General features: G+C 48.0%; 24 protein-coding genes. 21 read left to right on the top strand and 3 right to left on the bottom strand.

The window, feature by feature from the left end:
• Positions 1-84 precede the first annotated feature (84 nt).
• Entirely contained in the window at positions 85-1,047 is a 963-nt protein-coding gene (locus tag AC8GFK_RS06420; protein ID WP_506625089.1) for a tetratricopeptide repeat protein, read from the top strand.
• Here AC8GFK_RS06420 and AC8GFK_RS06415 read toward each other — a convergent pair.
• Positions 1,044-1,694: a TrmH family RNA methyltransferase gene (locus tag AC8GFK_RS06415; RefSeq protein WP_506625088.1), complete on the bottom strand. Its 651-nt coding sequence runs from the start codon at positions 1,692-1,694 to the stop codon at positions 1,044-1,046. The two genes, AC8GFK_RS06420 and AC8GFK_RS06415, sit on opposite strands and share 4 nt — an antisense overlap.
• Before the next feature lie 48 nt (positions 1,695-1,742).
• Here AC8GFK_RS06415 and AC8GFK_RS06410 point away from each other — a divergent pair, with 48 nt between their 5' ends.
• Positions 1,743-2,087: a hypothetical protein gene (locus AC8GFK_RS06410; protein ID WP_506625087.1), complete on the top strand. Its 345-nt coding sequence runs from the start codon at positions 1,743-1,745 to the stop codon at positions 2,085-2,087.
• An 8-nt stretch (positions 2,088-2,095) separates the two neighbouring features.
• On the top strand, positions 2,096-3,295 hold the full coding sequence (locus AC8GFK_RS06405; protein ID WP_506625086.1) for a D-alanyl-D-alanine carboxypeptidase: 1,200 nt from the start codon (positions 2,096-2,098) through the stop codon (positions 3,293-3,295).
• Here AC8GFK_RS06405 and AC8GFK_RS06400 read toward each other — a convergent pair.
• A complete protein-coding gene (locus AC8GFK_RS06400) occupies positions 3,292-3,756 on the bottom strand; it encodes a hypothetical protein (protein WP_506625085.1) in 465 nt (154 codons plus the stop codon). The genes AC8GFK_RS06405 and AC8GFK_RS06400 overlap by 4 nt on opposite strands.
• Before the next feature lie 99 nt (positions 3,757-3,855).
• On the opposite strand from AC8GFK_RS06400, the gene AC8GFK_RS06395 reads away from it, so the two are divergent.
• Positions 3,856-4,725: a heme o synthase gene (locus tag AC8GFK_RS06395; protein ID WP_506625084.1), complete on the top strand. Its 870-nt coding sequence runs from the start codon at positions 3,856-3,858 to the stop codon at positions 4,723-4,725.
• On the opposite strand, the gene metZ is transcribed toward AC8GFK_RS06395, so the two are convergent.
• Positions 4,707-5,930, bottom strand: a complete 1,224-nt coding sequence (gene metZ, locus AC8GFK_RS06390) for an O-succinylhomoserine sulfhydrylase (RefSeq protein ID WP_506625083.1) — start codon at positions 5,928-5,930, stop codon at positions 4,707-4,709. The genes AC8GFK_RS06395 and metZ overlap by 19 nt on opposite strands.
• A gap of 58 nt (positions 5,931-5,988) precedes the next feature.
• Here metZ and AC8GFK_RS06385 point away from each other — a divergent pair, with 58 nt between their 5' ends.
• The 17 genes from AC8GFK_RS06385 (at position 5,989) to AC8GFK_RS06305 (ending at position 23,422) form a co-directional block, all read left to right on the top strand.
• Positions 5,989-6,897, top strand: coding sequence for an ABC transporter ATP-binding protein (locus AC8GFK_RS06385; RefSeq protein WP_095674019.1), 909 nt, complete (start codon positions 5,989-5,991; stop codon positions 6,895-6,897).
• Positions 6,894-7,685 (top strand): DUF2705 family protein, encoded by a 792-nt coding sequence (locus AC8GFK_RS06380; RefSeq protein ID WP_506625082.1) that lies wholly within the window; start codon positions 6,894-6,896, stop codon positions 7,683-7,685. The genes AC8GFK_RS06385 and AC8GFK_RS06380 overlap by 4 nt, the downstream gene beginning before the upstream one ends.
• Before the next feature lie 54 nt (positions 7,686-7,739).
• Positions 7,740-8,942: a C40 family peptidase gene (locus AC8GFK_RS06375; protein WP_095674017.1), complete on the top strand. Its 1,203-nt coding sequence runs from the start codon at positions 7,740-7,742 to the stop codon at positions 8,940-8,942.
• Between the two features lie 9 nt (positions 8,943-8,951).
• The gene (tilS, locus tag AC8GFK_RS06370; RefSeq protein WP_506625081.1) at positions 8,952-9,914 is read left to right on the top strand and encodes a tRNA lysidine(34) synthetase TilS; all 963 of its coding nucleotides are present in this window, start codon (positions 8,952-8,954) and stop codon (positions 9,912-9,914) included.
• A gap of 19 nt (positions 9,915-9,933) precedes the next feature.
• Complete coding sequence (gene hpt, locus AC8GFK_RS06365; RefSeq protein WP_506625080.1) at positions 9,934-10,485, top strand: hypoxanthine phosphoribosyltransferase; 552 nt, start codon at positions 9,934-9,936, stop codon at positions 10,483-10,485.
• An 8-nt stretch (positions 10,486-10,493) separates the two neighbouring features.
• Positions 10,494-12,584, top strand: a complete 2,091-nt coding sequence (gene ftsH, locus AC8GFK_RS06360; RefSeq protein WP_506625079.1) for an ATP-dependent zinc metalloprotease FtsH — start codon at positions 10,494-10,496, stop codon at positions 12,582-12,584.
• A 16-nt stretch (positions 12,585-12,600) separates the two neighbouring features.
• Complete coding sequence (folE, locus tag AC8GFK_RS06355) at positions 12,601-13,188, top strand: GTP cyclohydrolase I FolE (protein WP_095674204.1); 588 nt, start codon at positions 12,601-12,603, stop codon at positions 13,186-13,188.
• Between the two features lie 6 nt (positions 13,189-13,194).
• Positions 13,195-13,950 carry a dihydropteroate synthase gene (gene folP / locus AC8GFK_RS06350; RefSeq protein WP_506625078.1) on the top strand — a complete coding sequence of 252 codons (756 nt, stop codon included), beginning with the start codon at positions 13,195-13,197 and terminating at the stop codon, positions 13,948-13,950.
• Positions 13,947-14,303: a dihydroneopterin aldolase gene (folB, locus tag AC8GFK_RS06345; RefSeq protein ID WP_506625077.1), complete on the top strand. Its 357-nt coding sequence runs from the start codon at positions 13,947-13,949 to the stop codon at positions 14,301-14,303. The genes folP and folB overlap by 4 nt, the downstream gene beginning before the upstream one ends.
• A complete protein-coding gene (gene folK / locus AC8GFK_RS06340; RefSeq protein ID WP_506625076.1) occupies positions 14,300-14,746 on the top strand; it encodes a 2-amino-4-hydroxy-6-hydroxymethyldihydropteridine diphosphokinase in 447 nt (148 codons plus the stop codon). Before folB ends, folK begins: the two co-directional genes overlap by 4 nt.
• Positions 14,747-14,796: 50 nt before the next feature.
• Positions 14,797-15,567, top strand: coding sequence for a pantoate--beta-alanine ligase (gene panC, locus AC8GFK_RS06335; protein ID WP_506625075.1), 771 nt, complete (start codon positions 14,797-14,799; stop codon positions 15,565-15,567).
• A complete protein-coding gene (locus tag AC8GFK_RS06330) occupies positions 15,564-17,177 on the top strand; it encodes an L-aspartate oxidase (protein ID WP_506625074.1) in 1,614 nt (537 codons plus the stop codon). The genes panC and AC8GFK_RS06330 overlap by 4 nt, the downstream gene beginning before the upstream one ends.
• Positions 17,174-17,998, top strand: coding sequence for a carboxylating nicotinate-nucleotide diphosphorylase (nadC, locus tag AC8GFK_RS06325; protein ID WP_506625073.1), 825 nt, complete (start codon positions 17,174-17,176; stop codon positions 17,996-17,998). Before AC8GFK_RS06330 ends, nadC begins: the two co-directional genes overlap by 4 nt.
• Positions 17,999-18,000: 2 nt before the next feature.
• Complete coding sequence (locus AC8GFK_RS06320; RefSeq protein ID WP_506625072.1) at positions 18,001-18,765, top strand: type III pantothenate kinase; 765 nt, start codon at positions 18,001-18,003, stop codon at positions 18,763-18,765.
• A gap of 25 nt (positions 18,766-18,790) precedes the next feature.
• On the top strand, positions 18,791-20,299 hold the full coding sequence (gene lysS, locus AC8GFK_RS06315; RefSeq protein ID WP_095674006.1) for a lysine--tRNA ligase: 1,509 nt from the start codon (positions 18,791-18,793) through the stop codon (positions 20,297-20,299).
• Positions 20,300-20,301: 2 nt separating this feature from the next.
• Complete coding sequence (locus tag AC8GFK_RS06310; RefSeq protein ID WP_095674005.1) at positions 20,302-20,796, top strand: amino-acid N-acetyltransferase; 495 nt, start codon at positions 20,302-20,304, stop codon at positions 20,794-20,796.
• Between the two features lie 124 nt (positions 20,797-20,920).
• A complete protein-coding gene (locus tag AC8GFK_RS06305) occupies positions 20,921-23,422 on the top strand; it encodes an ATP-dependent Clp protease ATP-binding subunit (RefSeq protein WP_506625071.1) in 2,502 nt (833 codons plus the stop codon).
• The last annotated feature ends 6 nt before the right edge of the window (positions 23,423-23,428 follow it).

Below are 23,428 nucleotides of genomic sequence, written 5' to 3'. Positions count from 1 at the left end.
CCCCGTGCTGGGCGTTAGGTCTAGTGTGTGTGAATCTCGAGTCCTAGTAGGAAGCGCTAGAACGAAGCAAGGGGAGGTCTTTTGATGAGTGATGACGAAGGCCAGGACGAGCTCGTAACTGAAGAGATGCTCTGGGATCGAATCCCTGAGGTCCATGGTGAAGAACGAGCAAATACATATTACGAACTTTCTGCGCGCATCTTTGCTCGCGGCCAATATGACGAAGCGCTCGCGCTCGCTGAAACTGCGCGAGATATCTTCTCTGAACTCGGAGCATCAGCACCGAGCGAAGGATTAGCTCAGGCATATTCTGCAATTGGATATAACCTCAATCAGTTAAAGCGTATGGATGAAGCAGCAACTGCAATGAGCAAAGCGGTTTCTATTTTGCGTGAGAACAAATCTCCGATTGCGCTCGAACTCGCCTGCACTCTCGGCGAGTGGTGGTACGCCTCAAAGAATTACGAGAAAGTAATTGAGACCATGTACGAATGTTCGCAAGAACATCTCGTTGATGGAAATAACATCGGCGCAGCAAACGATATGCACCTCATCGGATGTGCACAGCGCGAACTAAAGAATTACTCCGAAGCAGTCATCTGTTTCCAAGAAGCGCGAAAGATGTTTAAACTCGAGAAAGAGATTATCCACGTTGCTCGATGCGACCAGAAGATTGCGTCTTGCTACAACGAACTTAATGAAGGCGAAAAAGCTTTCGAAGCGGCGCAGAAATCAATTGATGTCTTTGAAACTGCACACGATCACCGCCGCGAAACATTTGCTCTCTTTGAACTCGGGAAAGCTGAAATCCTTCTAGGAAAGCTAGAAGACGGACTTTCCACTCTTGATGGAGTTCTGCAGATAGTTGCTGAAGATGAACCAAAAGATTTTGAGTTCATCCTCGATATCGAAGACCGTATGGTTGCGGTAATGCGCCAACTTGGGCGAATGGAAGAGGCCGATGAAGTTGAACGACGCCTAAAGTCTCTAAGAGAAGCCCTCGCAGATGATCCTGAAACGGATGCGATTGTTACTTTAAACGATTAAATCTTGCGGGGCAGGTGCTGCAAAGCCCAGTGGTACATAGCTATTGCACCGGCTGCAGAAGCATTCATAGAACGCGTTGACCCGTATTGCTCAATTGCATAGAGAACTTCGCAGATAGCGACGCCTTCATCAGACATGCCAGCGCCTTCTTGGCCAAAGAGAAGAACGCATTTCTCTGGAAGTTGCGCACCTTCGAGGTGCTTTGAACCTGGAACATTATCGATTCCGATGATGGGCGTTTCATTCTCAGCACACCATTGAGCAAATTCTGCGATTGTTGGATGATGCAAGACGGTGAGATATCGATCTGTAACCATCGCTCCGCGCTTATTCCAGTCGCGCTTGCCAACGATATGAACATAAGAAGCATTAAATGCATTTGCTGTGCGAACAATGGAGCCGATATTTAAATCATGTTGCCAATTCTCAATTGCAATCTGAAGTTTATGTCGCTTTGTGTTGAGGTCAGCAACAATTGCCTCTACGGTCCAATATCTGTAATGATCCAAGACATTTCTACGATCGCCATTTTCAAGAAGTTCAGGATCGTATTGAGCGCTGGTTGGCCATGGCTTTTCATGAGGCCCGACTCCGACAACAGGGAAAAATTCACCAGGCCCGATGACTGCAGGTGTATTGATTTCCATGGATGCACTCTAAACTTAAGGCAGCGGCATTACCAATAAGGAGTCATCATGGAGATCGTTTATCACATCGCATTTGGCATCCACCTGCTCTGCGTAGTTGGAATTCTTGTGCTCTTGCTCTTGCAGGCTAATAAGAATCCAAAGAAGTTAAGTGCCGGCGTTGTCCACGCTTCTCTAACCGCGCTCGTTGCTGCAGTGGTCATGGTTGGTCTCTGGGATCATGCTCACGAAGAGGCTGCAAACCACAGCAAATTTGGGGTCAAAGGATTGGTTATCGCTGTGATTTTGACACTTGGTTATAAGAATCTAAAGAAGCCAGTACTTAAGAATTCAGTCTGGGCCGCAATGCTCGGATTAACAGTTCTGAACATTCTTATTGCATACGTCTGGTAATTGAATTCATGAAGAAGTTTGGGATATTGGCATGTCTTATTTTTGCCATCCCAAATATTTCTCCCATTCAAGCTTCGGCAGTTGACCCGCTAAGCGTTGCCGCAACCTTTGAAAGACTGACAGCAAGTTCAGCACTTGCTAATCCATCTGTTGCAGTCATTGACCAGCTGACAGGCGCTGTTGTATTTGAGAAGAGCGCATACTCTCCTCGCAAACCTGCATCTGTATTAAAAATCTATTCCGCAGCTGCCGCACTGACCTACATGGATCCAACCGAACGCTTTACAACTTCGGCTTGGGTTGGAGTCAATGAGAAGAGCATTGTGATCCATGGATCACTCGACCCCTGGATGAGCTTGAACGATTCAGTAGCTAAGAAGATGGGCCGCACATCTATTCCGCGGATTGAATACAACGCACTATCAGCACTGCAAGAGGCGAACCCTGGTTCTATCCGCAACTCAACAATTTATTACTCTGATTTGTATTCACAAGATGTAGCTAATATCAAAGCCTTCTTTGCAAAGCGCGGAGTAAAGGCCGCGATGAAACGCGTATCAAGTGAGAAAGCTTTGGAACTTTCTGGAGAAGAAATCCTCTCTTCTCAGTCTCCTGAACTTCAGGAAATGTTGGCATTTGCTCTGACGTGGAGCGATAACTTATTAACTGAGCGCATCGCGCGCCTTGCTTCTCAAGCTGCGGGCCATCCGCTCAATAATGAAGGCGTAGCAAGAACTTTTGACGAGGTTCTGACTAGTTTGGGTGTTGATAGTAAGGGCCTCTTAGCCCGCGATGCGAGTGGCCTTTCACATGACAATCGAATTACAGCGATTCAAGTCGCCCGCTTGTTGGCGAAGATACGCACCGATGCAAAGTTTGCCCCACTCATTAGTGGACTACCAATCGGTGGAATCACTGGAACTCTAAAGAAGAGATTTGTAGACACTGCGCCAGAAGCTATTGGTTTAGTAAAAGCAAAGACAGGAACTTTGAACGGAACAGCAAATCTTGCAGGTTATGTCGAAGCAGGTGATCGTGAGTATGTCTTCGTTATCATCGCAGATCGCTTAAATAGAAGTTCACGCGCTGAGAAGTTTGCTCGCTCTACAGTTGACCGCATACTTGGCAAAGTCGCAGCTCCGCTACTTCCTATCTTCCCGGTTCAACCTGCCGAGGTTGTAGCAGTTGAGGTTGTAACAACGGCTTAGTCGTCGTCCTCATCTTCATCGCGATCATCATCGTCGTCATCGTCATGATCTCTTTCGCGATCGCCGCGTTTACGTCCTTCATGTTCATCGTCGTCGTCATCACGTTGAGGAACGTTTGTTACAACAGGCATTGGAAGTCCGTTGGCACCGGTTACAGTTTTCACTGTGGCTGGCTTGGCGGGAGTTACTGCCGCAGAGTTATTAGAAACACTTACAGCAGTTGCTGCTGGAGCACTCGCGGCTACTGACTGAGTTGATGCAGAATCTTGAGTTGGAATTGCATTCTCGTTATTGGCGTTTGCAAATAATGAACCACCAAGAAGTAGACCACCAGCAACCACAAGAGTGGTAATTGGTAGAACCTTATTTACCTTGCGCAAACCCGCTGATGGAGTTTGATTCTCAGTAAGTTCAAACCATTCTGGTTTTGGTGACTGATCTGGTGTCTTATTCGGTGTCATTGTGTGACCCCTTTCATTAAGAGCAAGGTAGAAGAGCATCCTTAAAGGGTGCTGAGAATCGACCTCATCCTCCCTGGCAATTATGGGTACCCTAAGCGCGTGTCAGCCCTCCGCGCCTATATCGATTTGATGAAATTACGCGTAGTTGAGCTCTTAATCATCACAACACTTCCCGCCATGGTCTTGGCTGAGAAAGGCCTTCCTTCCTTTGGCCTAGTTGCTGCCACTCTGGTCGGCGGAACACTCGCAGCGGGAGCTTCTAATGCCTTCAACATGGTGATCGAAGCAGATACTGACAAATTAATGGTGCGTACTGCTAAGCGCCCAATCGTTACAGGTGCAATTTCTCGCAAACGCGCAACTTTGTTTGCGGCAGCGATATCAATTCTCTCGCTCGCAATCTTCGCAATCTTCACTACAGCGCTAGCCACACTTCTTACAGCGCTAGCCATTTTCTACTACGTGGTCATCTACACAATTCTGCTTAAACCAAATACATCTCAAAATATCGTCTGGGGTGGGGCAGCAGGTTGTATGCCCGTCCTGATTGGTTGGGCTGCAGTTACAGGATCTCTGACATGGGTTCCAGTCGCTTTCTTTATGGTGGTCTTCTTCTGGACTCCACCGCATTTCTGGGCACTTGCAATCAAATATAAAGATGATTATTCCGCTGCAGGAATTCCGATGCTGCCCTCAGTTTCTTCGCAGTCATCAGTCATTGGACAGATGTGGTTTCACACGATTGCGATGGTTATTTCTTCAACAGCGATGATTCAACTTGCCGAACTGCCTGTGTGGGTCTTGTGTGCAACAGTGCTACTTGGTGCGGTATTTACCTTCCAACTCTTTGCACTGAAAGAGAATTCAGATAATTACAATAAAGTGGCGGCAGGAATTTTCCACTGGTCCATTACTTATTTGAGCTTGCTCTCGATATTGCTAGTTGTTGCTCAGCTATTGAGCGCTTGAGTAATATCTTTGAGCAAGTCATCAATATGCTCAAGCCCTACTGAAAGCCTTAAAACAGATGGCGTAATGCCCATCTCTGCTTGAGTCTCAACAGATAGTCGGCGATGTGTTGTAGAAGCAGGGTGAGTAATCAACGACTTACTATCGCCTAAGTTATTTGAAATATCGATGACTCGAAGAGCATCCATAAACTTAAATGCATCCTTCTGAGAGCCGGCAAACTCAATACCAATCGTTGTTCCGCCAGCCTTCATCTGCTTAGCAATCACTGCGCGGTCTGGGTGAGATGCCAGCCCTGGGTAGCGCACGCTCTTAATTTCCTTACGCGATTCTAAGAATTCAGCGATGGCCTGAGCGTTCTCGCACATACGAGAAACGCGAAGTTCCATTGTCTCTAACGATTTAACAAGTACCCATGCGTTAAATGCGCTCAGTGATGGTCCTGTGTGGCGAATAAATGGAATCAGTTTTTCATGGATGTATTCGAAGGAACCAAGTAGCGCTCCTGCTAATACGCGGCCCTGTCCATCAATATGTTTTGTTGCTGAGTACATGACCACATCAGCGCCGAGTTCTAGTGGCTTCTGCAATACAGGTGAAGCCATCACGTTATCTACGATGACAGTTGCGCCGACTTTATGAGCCAAATCTGAAACAAATCGAATATCAACAATCTCCATCAATGGGTTACTTGGAGTTTCGATGAAGACTGCCTTTGTTGGCTTCGAGAGAGCTTTTTCCCACGCTGCATTGTCATTTGCCTTTACGAGCTCATAAGTGACGCCCCACTTAGGCAGAATTTCTGTAATGACTACGTGGCAAGAACTGAACATAGAAGCAGAGGCCACGATGTGATCGCCTGCCTTAACGAGGCAAGCTAGGGATGCAAACATCGCTGCCATACCTGAGGCGGTGGCTACGCAGTAATCAGCGCCTTCAATGGCTGCAAGTCGCTTTTCAAACATGGCAACTGTTGGATTATGGAATCGACTGTAAAGGAAGTGATCTGTCTCGTCGGTGAAGGAATCGAGAGCTTCTTGCGAGTCAGCATATGTAAAACCACTGTTGAGATAGAGCGCTTCGGAAGTTTCACCGAAACCAGAGCGAGCAAGACCTTCGCGAACTGCAGCAGTTTGAGAATTAACTTCCCAATCCGGTTCGCGGCGCTTTGGGTGCTCGTGATAGCCCCATACCTCTTTACTCATGAGCACATCCTAAGTCCATATTCAGAAAGCCTTAAGTTTTGCCCGCTATATTGCCCGCATGACCTCATTAGCAATATCCGTAAAGGATCTGAGCAAGAAATACGACTCAGGATTTGCCGTATCTCACGCAAACTTCGAAGTACCACTCGGAACAATCTGCGGATTTGTCGGCCCTAACGGTGCCGGTAAGACAACAACTATTCGCATGCTTCTTGGGCTGATTACGCCAACCGGCGGAACGGCTGAAGTACTTGGCGAATCAATCACTCACCCTGAAAAATATCTTTCACGCGTCGGAGCGATGATCGAAGGTCCCGCTTTTTATCCAGCACTTACTGGAGAAGAAAACCTCAAGGTACTGGCAACTCTTGGTGGCTATCCCATCGAACGCGTTGCTGAATTGATTAAGACCGTTGGTCTTGAAGGTCGCGGAAATTCCAAGTACAAGACTTATTCACTCGGAATGAAACAGCGCCTAGGAATCGCCGCCGCTCTTCTTCCTGAACCAAAAGTTCTCGTTCTCGACGAACCAACAAATGGACTTGATCCTGAAGGTATCCAAGAGGTTCGCGATCTTCTCAAGAAATTAGCTAGCCAGGGCACAACAGTTTTCGTATCTTCGCACTTGCTCTCTGAGCTTGAAATCATTAGCGAATACATCGTCATGCTGCGAAAAGGTGAAGTTGTTTTTGCAGGGCCAATTCAAGATCTCTTCCTCATGCAACAGCCATTTATCTTGGTCAAGACAGATTCGCAGAGCGATCTGCAAAAGATTGTTGCAATTGCTGAAGCTGATGGCCATAAAGCAACAATCCGTTCTGAGGTTGCGCACATTGAAGGGCCGGCAGATTGGGCAGGAACGCTCAATCGCAAAGCTTTTGATGCAGGAATTTTGATTACCCAGCTCTCACCTCAGATGCCAAACCTCGAAGAGACATTCTTTGAGATGACAGGAGAAAAGAAATGATTCGCATTGTTCGCGCAGAATGGCGAAAATTGCGCCGCCCAACTCTTTTCCTTGGCACTATCGGTGCAGCTCTCTTCTTCACAGGGCTCACATCTACCTTCCTTTATTTGATGATTGATTCCGAACAAGGAAATGGAGACCGCGGACGACAAATCGGCCGTGAAGTACTTGAACTTGCGGGCGGATCTGTTTATGGATTTGCATCAGTAGGTGGGCTACTCGGAGTCATTGCACTCTGCGTCTTTGCGGCACAGACTGCGCAGGAGTACACATACGGCACATTGCGAAATATCTTGGTTCGCCAACCTGGCCGTATTCGAATTCTCATCGGCAAGCTCATTGCCATGAAGATATTTGCCCTCATTATGATTCTTATTTCAGCAGCAGTAAGTATTGGAATCTCTTACTTCTTATCTGATCGCGCCAAGGTTTCCACTGATCTTTGGTTTACATCCGATGGATATACAGAAATTGGAAAGACCTTAGTAAACGTAACAATCTCTGTCGTCTACTTCGGAATCGTAGGAATGGTCCTTGGCCTTCTCCTTCGCTCACCAATCTCTGCAATCTCAATCGGAGTCCTATGGATTCTGATCATTGAAAATCTCTTAGGCGCCGTGAAGCCTGTATTCCTAGAATGGATGCCGGGCAACCAGCTCACCTTGATTGCTCAAGGCGGTAGCGCAGATATTTCATATTCGCATGCGTTAACTCTGGGAACTTCCTATGTATTGGTCGGAGCACTTGTTGCGACCGTGCTCTTTTCACGGAGAGATGTGGCTAACTAGCGACACTCACCTGATACCCCGCGATAAGAGTGGGGGCTCAATTATTCTTCAACAATGCGTCGGAGAAAGAGCTTTATTTGCCTTGCAATCATTGCAAGCTTGACTCTTGCATCCACCCCTGCAATCGCAAAACCTAAGCCAACTCTTGCTGAAATCGAGGCAGCGAAGCAAGCGGAAGCTGCGAAGAAAAAAGCTGCAGATGCGGCAGCGAAGAAATTAGCGGCTGCCAATCTCACTCTTAAACAATTAACTGCTCGTGCAAATACAGCTCGCGCTATCTATCTCAAAGCGAAGAAAGAGTTAGATATCGCAACTGCCCAAGCTGTGGCAGCAGCCAAGTACGCAGCCGAAACTGCCGAGGCAGTAGCTGAAGCTCACCGAGTTATCGGAAAGTTGGCAGCAGATGCCTACATTCTTGGTGGAAGCATGAGCGATATCCAACCTTTGTTGAGCGCTAATGGTCCGCAAGATCTTGTTGATCAACTCTCGACTCTTAACACTCTCGGTGCCCGCAATACGACGGCGCTCGAGCGTTACAAAGCTGCAGAAATTATTGCAAAGGCTGCAAAGAAGAAAGCAGATGAAGCGCGAGCAATTCAAGTAGTTGCTACTGCAAAGGTAGAAGCAACGAAGAAGATTGCCGATGCTGCACAAGCCCTTCAGCAGAAGGAAGTTAATAAACTTCGAGCAGTTCAAGATAAGTTGATTCGCGAATTAGCGAGTGCGCGAAACGTTCGAATCACCCTTGAGCAACAGCGTCAGTTGGCGCTCTTGGAAGAGAGCCAAGCAACAACTGCAACGACAACAATTAATCAGGCGAAAGTTTGGCCAGATCGTGGCTTTAAGGGACGTTCTACAATTCGTACAACTGAGGCTCAACGATTAGCGGCGGTTGCATTTGCGAAGAAGCAGGTTCTTGCACGCAAGCCATATATCTGGGGAACCCAAGGACCAAACTCATTCGACTGTTCTGGTCTTGTCTATGCGGCATATAAATCAGCAGGTCTAGGCTGGCCAAACTGGGATCGCCTCAACTCTGCTCTGTATTCAGGTTATACAAAGCATGTACCACTCACTCAACTTCAGCCGGGCGATCTTCTCTTCTATTCATATAAGGGAACTATCTCAACCATTCACCACATCACTATTTATGCAGGCGAAGGAATGATGTGGGAGGCGAATTCAAAGGGTAAGGGCTTGCTCTACTCCAATATCTATAGCGTTAAGGGGCTTATGCCTTTCGGTGGTCGGGTCTAATCTTCACTCATGACTGATGCAACCGTTGCTATTCGCAACGCAGTAAAGCCTTACCTTGCATCCCTCGAAGTAGGCGACACGGTTCTTGTTGCTGTTTCTGGAGGCGCAGATTCACTTGCGCTGGCATATGCAATTCTTAAAGAATCGCAAGCAAATGCAATCACTGCAATCGGTGTGACTATCGATCACCAATTGCAAAGCGGTTCAAATATTCAAGCGGAAAAGGTAGAAGCTCAGTTAAAGAGGATGGGTTATGAGAAAGTTATTACTCGCAAAGTTGTGGTCACTACTCAGTCCGGCATCGAAGCTGGCGCTCGTGATGCACGTTATCAAGCTCTTGCTGCGTGCGCTGCGCAAGAGAAGGCAACGCAAGTCTTCTTAGGTCACACACGCGATGATCAAGCTGAAACAGTTTTACTTGGATTAGCTCGTGGTTCTGGAACGCGATCTCTTTCTGGAATGGCAATTAAGAATGGAATTTATCTTCGTCCACTTTTAGGTATCACTCGCGCCGAAACTGTTGCTGCATGTAAAGAGATCGGGATTGACCCCTGGAACGATCCGCATAACGGCAATACAGAATTTTCTCGAGTAAGAGTTCGCAGCGAAGTTCTTCCGGTGATGGAAGAGAAGTTAGGTCCTGGAATTTCAGCCGCACTTGCAAGGAGCGCATCTTTATTGCGCGATGATGCCGATGCCCTTGATGAGATTGCCCAGAAAGAGATGACAGCGCTCGATCCGGCTCAGCTCGATTGCGAGCATTTAGCGAGCCTGGCGAGAGCAATTCGCTCACGCATCCTGAGGGCGGCTATTTACGCTGCCGGAGCCCCTTCAGGCTCAATTACAGCCGATCATTTAGCCGCAGTTGAGGCGCTCGTCACGTCATGGAGGGGTCAAGGGGCTATCAGCCTTCCCGGTGGTGTGAAGGTTGAGCGAATTTCGGGCAGACTTTCGCTCTCAGCCCAGCCTTAACTATCGAGGAGCAGACCACGTGGATTTAGCAGCAGTCGGAACCGATGTTGAAAAGGTAATCGCAACAGAAGAGCAACTTGCAGCAAAGATTGCAGAACTTGCAGCTCGCGTTGATGAAGATTACAAAGATAAGAACGTTCTTCTTGTTGGTGTTCTCAAGGGCGCAATCATGGCGATGGCCGACCTCACTCGTGCGATGCAGACTCATATTGAGATGGATTGGATGGCTGTCTCTTCTTATGGTTCCGGAACAAAATCAAGTGGCGTTGTTCGTATTCTTAAAGATCTCGACCGCGATATCACCGGACGCCACGTTCTAATTGTCGAAGATATCGTCGATACAGGTTTGACGCTTTCATGGCTTAAATCAAATCTTTTCTCTCGCGGCGCAGCATCTGTTGAAATTCTTGCAATCCTTCGTAAGCCAGAGGCAGCGAAAGTTGAAGTAGATGTGAAGTACGTTGGCTTCGATATTCCTAAGGAGTTCGTTGTTGGCTATGGTCTCGATTTTGATGAGAAGTACCGCAACCTTTCATTTATCGGTGTGCTTGCAAAGCACATGTACTCATAAGGATATTTATGACTTCCCTCGAACCACAGAAGAAATCAAATAACCCGATGGATAAGCTGAAGAAGGCAACGTCTAAGAAGGGCCAAAATTCGCCTGCTAAAGATGGTGGAAAGAAGGCTCCTCTAACTCGCTCTCAGAAGATTTTCCGCGGACCTCTCTTCTGGATCATCGTTGCAATCTTTGGTGTTTCAATCTTCGGCCAGATCTCTTCTGCATCTGGTCGCTACACAGAGATCAAAACTTCACAGGCAATTGATGCGATTTCTCGCTCACAAGTTGAATCTGCAGTGTTGGTCGATAAGTCTCAGAAGATTCGCTTGGTGCTCTCAAATGGCAACACCATTAAGGGTTCAACGAAAGTTGAAGCATCGTATGTAGCGCGCCAAGAACCAACTCTTGTTGATGCGTTAACAGCTAACCCACCAGCAAAGGGCTGGAGCGTTGATGTTCCAACGCAATCATTCTTCACAACATTCTTATTCTCATTTGGACCAATTCTGATTATTGGATTCCTCTTCTTCCTCATGATGAGCCAGGCGCAAGGCGGCAATCGCGTCTTCTCCTTCGGAAAATCACGTGCGAAGTTGCAAGATAGCGATGTTCCGCAAAATACCTTTGCCGATGTTGCAGGCTCTGATGAAGCAATTGCTGAACTAGAAGAGATCAAGGATTTCCTTGCCGACCCTGCGAAGTACGCGCTCTTAGGTGCAAAGATTCCTAAGGGAGTGCTTCTCTACGGCCCCCCAGGAACAGGTAAGACACTTCTTGCGCGCGCTGTTGCTGGTGAAGCAAAAGTTCCTTTCTATTCAATTTCAGGTTCTGACTTTGTCGAAATGTTTGTCGGTGTTGGTGCAGCTCGCGTGCGCGATCTCTTCAATCAAGCAAAGGCAAATGCACCTGCAATTGTCTTCGTTGATGAAATCGATGCAGTGGGTCGTCAACGCGGTGCAGGTATGGGTGGCGGTCACGATGAACGCGAACAAACCCTTAACCAGTTACTCGTCGAGATGGATGGCTTTGAAGCAAATGGCCAAGTAATTCTTATCGCAGCTACAAACCGTCCCGATGTTCTTGATCCAGCGCTCTTGCGCCCAGGCCGTTTTGATCGACAGATTCCAGTTGAACGTCCTGATCTCAAAGGCCGCGAGGATATTCTCAAAGTCCATGCCAAGGGCAAGCCAATCTCTAAGGATGTCGAAATCGTTGCATATGCCCGTCGCACACCAGGATTTACTGGTGCCGACCTTGCAAATGTATTGAATGAAGCAGCACTTTTGACTGCACGTGAAGGACAGAAGACAATTAACAACTCACAGATTGATGAAGCAATCGATCGTGTCATGGCTGGTCCGCAACGTAAGTCACGTTTGATGTCTGAAGAAGAACGTCGCGTTACTGCGTATCACGAGGCAGGACATGCACTTGTTGCGCACGCACTTCCACATACAGACCCTGTTCATAAGATCACGATCATGCCACGTGGTCGCGCACTTGGTTACACAATGGTTCTTCCAGATGATGACAAGTACTCAACTACTCGCAATCAGCTACTTGATCAGTTGGCATATTCATTGGGTGGGCGCGCTGCAGAAGAACTTATCTTCCATGATCCATCAACGGGTGCTTCAAACGATATTGAGAAGGCAACAGCACTGGCGCGTGCCATGGTTACTCAATACGGAATGACTGAAGCAATTGGTGCAATCAAACTTGGCTCAGATGCATCAGAACCATTTATGGGTCGCGATTATGGCCATCAGCGTGATTACTCTGAAAACGTTGCAGCGGTTGTCGATGCTGAAATTCGCAACTTAATCGGAACGGCGCATCAAGAGGCTTACGACATTCTTGAAGCAAATCGCACAATTCTTGATGAGATGGTTCTTCACCTACTTGAGAAGGAAACTCTCAATAAGGAAGAGATCGCAGAAATCTTTGCAAAGGTGAAGTCTTGGCCTACTCGTCCGGCGTGGACAGGGTCGGCGACTCGAATCCCTTCTTCACAACCCCCAGTAGATATTCCTGAACGTGTAATTGCACCTGTTGAAGATGCTCCTCGTAAGAATCGTCGCGTAAAGAAGGCCACACCTAGTGAGTGACATTTCTTCTGTATCAATGGGCCCAAGCGATGGAAGAGCATCACACCCATACGATCAGGAGCGCGCCGAAAAGGCTGTTCGCGAACTTCTTCTTGCACTCGGTGAAGATCCAGAACGCGAAGGCCTGAAAGAGACCCCCGCTCGAGTAGCTCGTGCATTTAAAGAAAATTTTGAGGGGCTATGGCAGAAGCCAGAAGATGTCCTCACAACTACCTTTGATATCGGCCATGAAGAGCTCGTCATCATTCGAGATATCGAAGTCTTCTCTCATTGCGAGCATCACCTGACTCCTTTCCATGGCGTTGCTCATGTTGGATATATCCCCAGCGGAAAAATCACTGGGCTTTCTAAAGTGGCACGTCTTGTTGATCTCTTTGCTCGTCGCCCACAAGTACAAGAGCGACTTACAACGCAGATTGCAGATGCTCTCGTTGAAATTTTGAAGCCAATGGGCGTCATTGTCATCATCGACTGCGAACATTTATGTATGTCGATGCGTGGAGTTCGAAAGTCTCAGGCCCGAACTACAACTTCTGCGGTACGCGGCGTTCTTCGCGATGCAACAACTCGCGCAGAAGCAATTAGCCTTATTACGAATCGATAACCGCACATGTTGGTGATGGGAATTCTTAACGTCACACCGGATTCATTTGCCGACGGTGGTCTTCATTTTGATACAGATCTAGCAATCACGCATGGCCGCGAGATGATTGAAGATGGCGTCGACATCATCGATATCGGGGGCGAATCAACGCGCCCCGGTGCGGATCGCGTTTCTGCTGAAGAAGAACAAGAGCGAGTGATTCCTGTTATTCGAGAACTTGCCAAAGAGAGCGTGGTCATCAGTATCGACACCATGCGTGCATCAACTGCCAAGTTAGGTGTGGAAGCAGGCGCAACGATTGTTAATGATGTCAGCGGAGGAGCTGCCGACCCAGAGATGTTTTCAACAGTCGCCCAATTAGGCTGCAAATACACGCTTATGCATTGGCGTGGACACTCTAAAGATATGAATTCAAAGGCGATTTATTCAGATGTTGTAGCCGAAGTGATTGAAGAGATTTCAATTCAATTAGATAAGGCGCTAGCTGCTGGCATTAAGCGAGAGAACATCATTCTCGACCCGGGCATTGGCTTTGCAAAAGATGCGGAACATAACTGGGAGATCCTTAACCGTATCGACGAATTCATCGCACTTGGCTACCCGGTTCTTATTGGGCATTCACGGAAACGTTTCCTTGGTGGCGATACGCCTGATGATCGTGAAGATGCGACAGTGCAGGTCACTCAATCGCTTGTAGGCAAAGGTATCTGGGCAGTTAGAGTTCATGGTGTGAAGGCGAATAAGGAAGCGATTACCTCATGAGCGACAAGATTTCCTTAAAAGGTATCTGGGGCTTTGGGTATCACGGAGTCTTTGATCATGAAGCAAAGAACGGTCAAGATTTCTTTGTTGATCTTGAAATTTCACTCGATCTTTCTAAGCCAAGCAAGTCAGATAATCTTGCCGAGACGATTGATTACGGCTCATTAGCTGATCTAGTTGTAGAAGAAATTACCGGTGAACGAGTTCAGCTCATCGAAAGACTTGCAGGACGCATTGCAGATCGCATTAAATCGGGCCACCCAGAGATATCTGCAATTGCAGTGACAGTACATAAACCGAAAGCACCGGTTTCAGCTCAGACTTCAGATATCTCGGTAACGATTACCCGATGAAGGCAGTGGTCGCACTTGGCGCCAATATCGGCAATCCAAGTGAACAGATGAATTTGGCAATAGCCATGCTGAAAGAAGCCACCGAAGTAATTGCAATCTCTAACTTTTATACAACAAAACCAGTCGGCGGTCCGGAACAACCTGATTACATCAACGCTGTCTGCATTCTTGAAAGTGAACTGCCAGCACTTGATTTACTTTCTCTACTTCAAGGCATAGAAAAATCACTTGGTCGCGAACGTATCGAAAGATGGGGACCGCGCACTATTGATCTCGATCTCATTCAGTATGGATCACTTCTGAGTAAAGCCGAAGAGCTCGAACTCCCACATCCGCGCGCACATGAACGCCGCTTTGTTATTGAGCCATGGCATGAGATTGAAGCTGATGCTGTTCTGCTTACACACGGCAAAATCTCTGAACTTTTGGCGCAACTGCCTTAACGCCTTAGAATTCCCTTACTGCCTGCCCGGTACCTGAAAGGACTGGAGCCATGAAAGTAGTAACAAATGCTCGCGAGCTTCCTTCTGCCTGCGCATTTGTTCCAACAATGGGCGCCCTTCACGCGGGACATGCATCTCTCTTTCAGCTTGCTAAGAAATATAGCGAGAACGTTGTTGCCAGTATTTTCGTCAATCCAATGCAATTTGAGAGTCAAGAAGATTTAGCGAAGTACCCACGTACCCCTGATATTGATATTGAAATCGCAGCAGCCGCCGGAGTCACACATCTGTGGCTGCCAAATCAATCAGAGATCTATCCAGACGGATTCGCAAAGCAATCAGCTGGGCCAATAGGCGATATTTACGAAGGCAAATCTCGACCAGGACACTTTGATGGTGTTCTTACCGTTGTTCGCCGCCTCTTTGATTTCGTTAATCCCACAGTTGCAATCTTTGGCGAGAAAGATTTCCAACAATTGCATTTGATTAAGACAATTGCCGGTGAAGTAGAAATCATTACCGCGCCTACAGTTCGTGAAAACGATGGACTTGCATTGTCTTCTCGCAATGTTCGATTGACTCCAGAAGGTCGAACCGCGGCAACTGTTATCTATAGAGCTCTGACTCAGGCAAAGACTGAGGAAGAGTTAAGAGCGATATTGGAGACTGAACCTGCTTTCACCGTTGATTATGCAGATTTCATTAACGAGCAGAGTTTCACGCACGCTCAATCGTCCTCTGGTGATCTCCGTGCAATTGTCGCTGGCTGGATTAATGGAGTGCGTTTGATTGACAATATGCCTATGGGAATTCGCGCATGAAGCTCTTGGCACCGGCACCAGGCTGGACCGCTTCTGCTGACGTGATTGTTGTCGGATCAGGTATCGCAGGCCTTACTACTGCTCTGCAATGTCGCACATATGGTTTATCAGTTTTGCTTGTAACTAAAGCGCGCGTTGATGAAGGCTCTACCAAGTGGGCGCAGGGCGGTATTGCTGCAGCCCTTGGCGATGGTGATTCACCTGAAGCGCATGAGAAGGACACACTCGTTGCAGGCGCTGATCTCTGTGATGTTGAAGCGGTCCGCGTACTAGTTACTGAAGGACCTGAAGCAGTTCGGAAGTTAATTGAAAGAGGAGCAATCTTCGACAAGGAAGATAGCGGTGAAATCGCACTTACACGCGAAGGCGGACATCTACGTAATCGCATTCTGCATGCTGGCGGAGATGCAACTGGCGCCGAAGTTTCACGAGCGCTACTTGCCGCAGTGCAGAATGACCCAGAGATTGAAGTTGTAGAACACGCTCTCGTTCTTGATGCGCTTAAGAACGATATCGGCGAAGTCTGTGGAGTAACTCTTCACGTAATCGGTGCAGGTAGCCGTGACGGTGTTGGTCGCGGACTTGCACGCGCTGTAGTTCTTGCAACTGGTGGTCTTGGCCAAGTATTTGCTCAGACAACAAATCCATCTGTATCAACTGGTGATGGCGTAGCACTTGCACTTCGCGCAGGAGCCAAAGTCGCTGATGTTGAATTCATTCAATTCCATCCAACCGTTTTATGGCTGGGCGATAACTCTGAAGGACAACAACCGCTTATTAGCGAAGCAGTTCGTGGAGAAGGTGCATATCTTCTTGACGACAACGGCAAGAGATTTATGCAAGACATTCACCCACTTGCAGAACTAGCTCCTCGCGACGTTGTTGCAATTTCAATTATGCGCGTCATGAATAAGACTGGTGCGCATCATGTCTGGCTCGATGTCCGCCATCTTGAAGGATTTAAGGAACGATTCCCAACGATTTATGCATCATGTATTTCACATGGCATTGATCCACTTAAGGATTTGATTCCCGTAGCCCCTGCATCGCACTACGCATCTGGCGGAGTTCGTGTAGATCTCAATGGACGTACAAGCGTTAACGGCCTCTATGCATGCGGTGAAACAGCATGTTCGGGCGTTCATGGTGCTAACCGCCTGGCATCAAATTCACTCCTTGAAGGTCTCGTCTTCAGCGCGCGCATCGCTGCAGATATTGCTGAGAACCTGCCAGAGAAGAGTGATCCCGTTGAGAACGCATCACAAGCAATACTGCTTGATCCAAAGGTTCGCCATGAGATTCAAGTGAGTATGAGCCGTGGCGCCGGAGTACTTCGCTCATCAGATTCACTATTGAAGACCAGCTCGGATTTAACTCGTATTGAAGATAAGAAGAGCACAGAACCATGCGTTGAAGCCTGGGAGACAACGAACTTGTTCCAGCTTGCACAAGCGATTCTTAAAGCTGCGCTCATTCGCCAAGAAACTCGCGGATCGCACTGGCGCGAAGATTTTCCTGAGACAAGTAATCAATGGAAGAAGCGCATTGTCCAACATCTTGATCAAAAGGGTTATTGGACGAGTGGATACCAAGAAGTGGGTAGCAAATGATTGATCGCGACTTAATTAAACGAGCACTTGCTGAAGATTTGCAAGGCGGAGAAGACATCACATCCGTTGCAACTGTGTTAGGCGATGAGAAAGTAGTTGCCGACTTCGTTTCGCGTAAGAACGGTGTCGTGGCTGGAATCGATATGGCGCGTGCAGTTCTTGAAGAAGTAGGCCTCACTGATATTGTCGTTCACGTTCAAGATGGAAGCTCAGTGAGCACCGACGACGTATTAATGACTGTTCGTGGCGATACTCGTGCCATTCTTCTTGCAGAGCGCACAGCACTTAACTTCTTAGGCCACCTCAGCGGTATTGCAACGCTTACTCGTACATGGGTTGATGCGATTGCAGGTACACACTGCGAAGTTCGCGACACCCGCAAGACCACTCCAGGTATGCGTTTACTTGAAAAGTACGCAGTACGTATGGGCGGCGGAACCAATCATCGAATGTCACTCAGCGATGCAGCACTTATTAAAGATAACCACATTGCTGCAGCGGGCGGCGTTGCAGAAGCATTCTCAAAGGTGCGCGCTAAGTTCCCAGCGTCAGAGATTGAAATTGAGGTCGATACTCTCGATCAGTTGCGTGAAGTCCTGCCACTGAAGCCAGATCTTGTGCTCCTAGACAATATGAGCCCAGCGCAATGCGTAGAAGCAGTTTCTATCGTTGCAGGAGCTACAAAGCTTGAGGCATCAGGTGGCATCTCACTTGAAAACGCAAAGGCGTATGCAGTCACAGGAGTTAACTACTTAGCGATTGGCGCACTGACCCACAGCGCACCAGTTTTTGATATCGGTTTAGATCTGAGAGCGGAGTAGCGATGCTATTAACAGTCGATGTAGGAAATACAAATACAGTTCTTGGAATCTTCGATAAGGAAGATCTCGTTAAGTCATGGCGCGTAAAGACCGACCCTCGCACTACGGCTGACGAACTTTGGCTTCAGTACAGCGCACTCATTAGCGGATATCCACTCACAGGGTTATCTATCTGTTCAACAGTGCCAGCAACGTTGCGCGAACTTCGCACGATGATTGCAACTTACTTTGCCGATATTCAGACGACGATTGTTGAACCCGGCACCAAGACTGGTGTTCAGCTACTCGTTGATAATCCAAAGGAGATCGGTGCCGATCGCATCGTCAACACTCTTGCAGCACATACCTTGTATGGGGGACCAGCAATCGTCGTTGATTTCGGAACTTCGACAAACCTCGATGTTGTATCTCCTAAGGGTGAATTCCTTGGTGGCGCACTTGCCCCCGGAATTGAAATCTCTGTCGATGCACTTGCCGCTCGCGCTGCGCAACTTCGTAAAGTGGAATTGGTTCGCCCAAAGAGCGTTATTGGGAAGAACACGGTCGAAGCTCTGCAATCTGGAACTATCTTTGGATTTGCAGGACAAGTCGATGGCCTCGTTGATCGCATCACTGCAGAGCTTGCAAAGGATTACGACGAAGCTCCTACAGTCATTGCTACTGGCGGCTTAGCCCCACTCATCATCGGTGTCTCTGACACAATCGATGAGCACGAACCAGATCTCACTCTTATCGGCCTACGCCTTATTCATGAGAAGAATCAGTAGCGATAAAAGGTAGACTCAACGCCCTATGACAACCGATAACACGCCTGCGACAGAAGACGACCTACCCGAGCAACTTCGGATCCGTCGTGAGAAGCGCGCGAGCCTTATTGAGCGTGGAATCGAGCCATACCCAGTCGCAGTCGCCCGCACCAAATCTCTCAAAGAGGTCCGCGAGAAGTACACCGGTCTTGAAATCGATGTAGCTACCGGAGATATCGAAAGCCTTACTGGCCGCATCATCTTTAAGCGCGATACCGGCAAGCTCTGTTTTGCAACTCTTCGCGAAGGCGATGGCACTGAACTTCAAGCGATGTTATCTCTCGACAAAGTTGGTCAAGAACAACTCGATGCATGGAAATCAGATATCGATTTAGGTGACATGGTCTCTGTTACTGGCGAAATCATCACCTCAAAGCGCGGTGAGCTTTCTATCCTTGCAAATTCATGGACGCTGGCATCAAAGTCACTTCGTCCACTTCCTAATGATCACAAGCCGATGTCTGAAGAGACTCGCGTTCGTATGCGTTATGTAGATTTGATTGTTCGCCCAGAAGCTCGCACAGCAGCGCGTATGCGTCCAGCGGTCATGCGTTCACTTCGCGATACATTCAATAACGAAAGCTTTATTGAAGTTGAAACACCGATGCTTCAAGTTATGCATGGCGGAGCAGCAGCTCGTCCATTTAAAACTTTCAGTAATGCATACGACATGGATCTCTTTATGCGTATTGCACCTGAACTCTTCTTAAAGCGCTGCGTTGTCGGCGGCATCGAGCGCGTCTTTGAAATCAACCGTAACTTCCGTAACGAAGGTGCAGATTCTTCACACTCACCAGAGTTCGCAATGGTTGAGTCATATATGGCTTACGGGGATTGGCGTTCAATCGCAGATGTAACGCGCTCACTTATTCAGAATGCTGCAATGGCTGTTGCTGGTTCACACGTTGTTACACATCACGATGGTCGCCAAGCTGACCTCGGTGGTACTTGGAAAGAAATTTCACTCTACGACGCAATCTCTGAAGGTGTCGGCGAGCAGGTAACAGCGCTTACTTCGATTGATGAACTCAAGAAGTACGCCACAAAGCTCGGCATGAAGATTGACCCAAAGTGGGTAACAGGCAAGCTCGCGGAAGAGATTTTCGAGCACGTTGCTCAAGATAAGTTAATCGAACCAACATTTGTTATGGGCTATCCCGTTGACACTTCACCACTCGTTCGCGCGCACCGCGAAATTCCTGGCGTCGTAGAAAAGTGGGATCTCTACGTTGATGGTTTCGAACTTGCAACTGGTTACTCAGAACTTATCGACCCAGTAATTCAACGTGATCGTTTAGTTGAACAAGCACAGCTTGGCGCTAAGGGCGATCTCGAAGCGATGCAGGTTGATGAAGATTTCTTACGTGCGATGGAATTCGGAATGCCACCAATGGGTGGAATGGGAATGGGCGTTGATCGTCTTCTCATGGCTCTTACTGGTCTAGGAATCCGCGAAACAATTTTGTTCCCACTTGTTAAGCCAGAAATTGATTAACAATGTTAGTTATTCGCTCAGCTAAGACAACAGATGTAAAGGCAATTCGCGAACTCGTTGATTCCTATGCAGCACCTGGTCAGATGCTTGCAAAAGAGACGGTCACACTTTACGAAGGTGTTCAAGAATTCACTGTCGCAGAACTTGATGGAAAAGTTGTCGGTTGCGGAGCGCTTCACACACTTTGGGAAGATCTAGCCGAAGTTCGTACCGTTGCAGTTCAAAAAGATTTGCATAAGCAAGGAATTGGCCACAAGATCATGGAGCGCATCATCGAACGTGCGCGCGAAGTAGGCGTTGAAAGAATTTTCTGCCTTACCTTTCAAACAGAGTTCTTTGGTCGCCATGGCTTTGTTGAAATTCATGGCACACCAGTTGATCAAGAGGTCTATCAGCAGCTCCTGCGCTCCTATGACGCCGGTGTAGCCGAGTTCCTTGATCTCGAGTCGGTGAAGCCAAATACCCTCGGCAATACCCGCATGCTTCTCAACCTCTAGACCCTGCCGGGAATATCGAGCCCATATATGGGGTTCTACTGCCCATAGAGCTATCCACCTCGCGCCTTCCCTAGGCTGGGTTATAGGCTTACGACAGATTCAATGAATAGAAGGAGTTCCGCCCATGTTTGAGCGCTTTACCGATCGAGCTCGACGCGTTGTTGTCCTGGCTCAAGAAGAAGCACGCATGCTCAACCACAACTACATCGGCACCGAACATATCCTCCTCGGCCTCATCCACGAAGGTGAAGGCGTCGCTGCTAAAGGTCTTGAATCACTTGGAATTTCACTTGAAGGCGTTCGCGCACAGGTTGAAGAAATTATCGGACAAGGTCAGCAGGCACCAAGCGGCCACATTCCATTTACTCCACGTGCAAAGAAAGTTCTCGAACTCTCACTCCGCGAAGCGCTACAACTTGGCCACAACTACATTGGTACAGAACATATTTTGCTCGGCCTCATTCGCGAAGGCGAAGGCGTTGCAGCACAGGTACTCGTCAAGCTCGGCGCAGATCTCAATCGCGTTCGCCAGCAAGTAATTCAACTTCTCTCTGGCTACCAAGGTAAGGAAGCTGTTTCACAAGGCGGACCTGCTGAAGGAACACCATCTACTTCATTGGTACTCGATCAGTTCGGTCGCAACCTCACACAAGCAGCACGTGAAGGAAAGCTCGATCCAGTTATCGGTCGCGAACTCGAAGTAGAGCGCGTTATGCAAATTCTTTCTCGCCGTACAAAGAACAACCCAGTACTTATCGGCGAGCCAGGTGTTGGTAAGACAGCCGTCGTCGAAGGTCTTGCGCAAGCAATTGCAAAGAACGATGTCCCTGAAACACTTAAGGATAAGCAGCTTTATTCACTCGATCTGGGTGCACTTGTTGCAGGTTCACGTTACCGCGGAGATTTCGAAGAGCGCCTCAAGAAGGTTCTTAAAGAGATTAAGACTCGCGGCGACATTATTATCTTTATCGATGAAATTCACACACTTGTTGGAGCAGGAGCCGCAGAAGGTGCAATCGATGCTGCAAGCATTCTTAAGCCAATGCTTGCTCGCGGTGAGCTCCAGACAATCGGTGCAACAACTCTCGATGAGTACCGCAAGCACATTGAAAAAGATGCAGCTCTTGAGCGTCGTTTCCAGCCAATTCAGGTGAAAGAGCCATCAGTTGCTCACACCATCGAAATTCTTAAGGGCCTTCGTGATCGTTACGAAACCCACCACCGCGTATCAATTACAGATGGCGCTCTCTCTGCCGCAGCAAATATGGCAGATCGCTACATCTCAGATCGCTTCCTTCCAGATAAGGCGATCGACCTTATTGATGAAGCAGGTTCACGTCTTCGCATTAAGCGAATGACAGCACCAGCTGAACTCCGCGAATTCGATGACAAGATTGCTGAAGCTCGTAAAGCTAAGGAATCTGCAATTGATGGACAAGATTTTGAAGGCGCTGCAGCTCTTCGCGATAAGGAGAAAACTCTTATCCAAGAGAAGCAAGAAGCTGAAAAGAATTGGAAGGCAACCGATCTCGATAAGGTGACTGAAGTAGATGAAGAACTCATCGCTCAGGTACTTTCAGCATCAACTGGTATTCCTGTATTTAAGTTGACTGAAGAAGAGACAGCGCGTCTTCTACGTATGGAAGATGAACTTCACCGTCGCGTTATTGGACAAGATCAAGCGATCAAGGCGTTGTCACAAGCAATCCGCCGTACTCGCGCAGGCCTTAAGGATCCAAAGCGTCCTGGTGGTTCATTTATTTTCGCTGGTCCTTCTGGCGTTGGTAAGACAGAACTTTCACGCACTCTCGCATCATTCCTATTCGGTGATGAAACTGCGTTAATCCAACTCGATATGTCTGAATACTCAGAGCGCCACACAGCGTCTCGTTTATTCGGTGCACCTCCAGGGTATGTCGGTTACGACGAGGGCGGACAGCTCACTGAAAAGGTACGTCGCCGTCCATTCTCAGTTGTTCTCTTCGATGAAATCGAAAAGGCACATCCAGATATCTTCAACTCACTTCTTCAGGTTCTCGAAGATGGACGCCTTACAGATTCACAAGGACGCACCGTTGACTTTAAGAACACCGTCATCATCATGACTACAAACCTCGGTACACGTGACATCTCTAAGTCACTCGGGCTTGGCTTTGCTAACGCAGAAGATGACCTCACAAATTACGATCGCATGAAGGGCAAGGTTCAAGACGAACTCAAGAACCACTTCCGCCCAGAATTCCTTAACCGTATCGATGACGTTATCGTCTTCCACCAGCTCACAAAGGATCAGATCATTCAGATCGTTGATCTCATGATCGCTGGACTCGATGAGCGCCTTAAGGCTAAGGACATGGGAATCGAACTCACACAGGCAGCTAAGGATCTTCTAGCAGCTCGTGGATATGACCCACTTCTTGGAGCGCGTCCATTGCGTCGCGTTATTCAGCGCGAGATTGAAGATTCACTCTCAGAGCGAATCTTGTTTAGCGAGCTCAAGGCTGGCGAAATCATTGTTGTAGATGTCGAAGGTGTCGACGCAGATGCGAAGTTCACCTTTAAGGGATCACCAAAGGTTTCAACACCTGACAGCCCTGAAGATCTCGCTGAAGCACCAACAGCGTAATTATTG

The organism is Planktophila turicensis (SeqCode), assembly GCF_965234405.1.
GTDB lineage: Bacteria > Actinomycetota > Actinomycetes > Nanopelagicales > Nanopelagicaceae > Planktophila > Planktophila turicensis.
Note: the sequence above shows the minus strand (reverse complement) of the source record. Positions and strands in the feature narration are given on the sequence as shown.

Coding starts and splice junctions, on each gene's coding strand:
- folP (WP_506625078.1), top strand. CDS start 13,195: ATGTTGGTGATGGGAATTCTTAACGTCACACCGGATTCATTTGCCGAC.
- metZ (WP_506625083.1), bottom strand. CDS start 5,930: ATGAGTAAAGAGGTATGGGGCTATCACGAGCACCCAAAGCGCCGCGAA.
- lysS (WP_095674006.1), top strand. CDS start 18,791: ATGACAACCGATAACACGCCTGCGACAGAAGACGACCTACCCGAGCAA.
- AC8GFK_RS06320 (WP_506625072.1), top strand. CDS start 18,001: ATGCTATTAACAGTCGATGTAGGAAATACAAATACAGTTCTTGGAATC.
- folB (WP_506625077.1), top strand. CDS start 13,947: ATGAGCGACAAGATTTCCTTAAAAGGTATCTGGGGCTTTGGGTATCAC.
- AC8GFK_RS06385 (WP_095674019.1), top strand. CDS start 5,989: ATGACCTCATTAGCAATATCCGTAAAGGATCTGAGCAAGAAATACGAC.
- AC8GFK_RS06330 (WP_506625074.1), top strand. CDS start 15,564: ATGAAGCTCTTGGCACCGGCACCAGGCTGGACCGCTTCTGCTGACGTG.
- nadC (WP_506625073.1), top strand. CDS start 17,174: ATGATTGATCGCGACTTAATTAAACGAGCACTTGCTGAAGATTTGCAA.
- AC8GFK_RS06305 (WP_506625071.1), top strand. CDS start 20,921: ATGTTTGAGCGCTTTACCGATCGAGCTCGACGCGTTGTTGTCCTGGCT.
- AC8GFK_RS06375 (WP_095674017.1), top strand. CDS start 7,740: ATGCGTCGGAGAAAGAGCTTTATTTGCCTTGCAATCATTGCAAGCTTG.
- panC (WP_506625075.1), top strand. CDS start 14,797: ATGAAAGTAGTAACAAATGCTCGCGAGCTTCCTTCTGCCTGCGCATTT.
- AC8GFK_RS06405 (WP_506625086.1), top strand. CDS start 2,096: ATGAAGAAGTTTGGGATATTGGCATGTCTTATTTTTGCCATCCCAAAT.
- AC8GFK_RS06420 (WP_506625089.1), top strand. CDS start 85: ATGAGTGATGACGAAGGCCAGGACGAGCTCGTAACTGAAGAGATGCTC.
- AC8GFK_RS06415 (WP_506625088.1), bottom strand. CDS start 1,694: ATGGAAATCAATACACCTGCAGTCATCGGGCCTGGTGAATTTTTCCCT.
- ftsH (WP_506625079.1), top strand. CDS start 10,494: ATGACTTCCCTCGAACCACAGAAGAAATCAAATAACCCGATGGATAAG.
- tilS (WP_506625081.1), top strand. CDS start 8,952: ATGACTGATGCAACCGTTGCTATTCGCAACGCAGTAAAGCCTTACCTT.
- AC8GFK_RS06400 (WP_506625085.1), bottom strand. CDS start 3,756: ATGACACCGAATAAGACACCAGATCAGTCACCAAAACCAGAATGGTTT.
- AC8GFK_RS06410 (WP_506625087.1), top strand. CDS start 1,743: ATGGAGATCGTTTATCACATCGCATTTGGCATCCACCTGCTCTGCGTA.
- AC8GFK_RS06380 (WP_506625082.1), top strand. CDS start 6,894: ATGATTCGCATTGTTCGCGCAGAATGGCGAAAATTGCGCCGCCCAACT.
- folE (WP_095674204.1), top strand. CDS start 12,601: ATGGGCCCAAGCGATGGAAGAGCATCACACCCATACGATCAGGAGCGC.
- AC8GFK_RS06310 (WP_095674005.1), top strand. CDS start 20,302: ATGTTAGTTATTCGCTCAGCTAAGACAACAGATGTAAAGGCAATTCGC.
- folK (WP_506625076.1), top strand. CDS start 14,300: ATGAAGGCAGTGGTCGCACTTGGCGCCAATATCGGCAATCCAAGTGAA.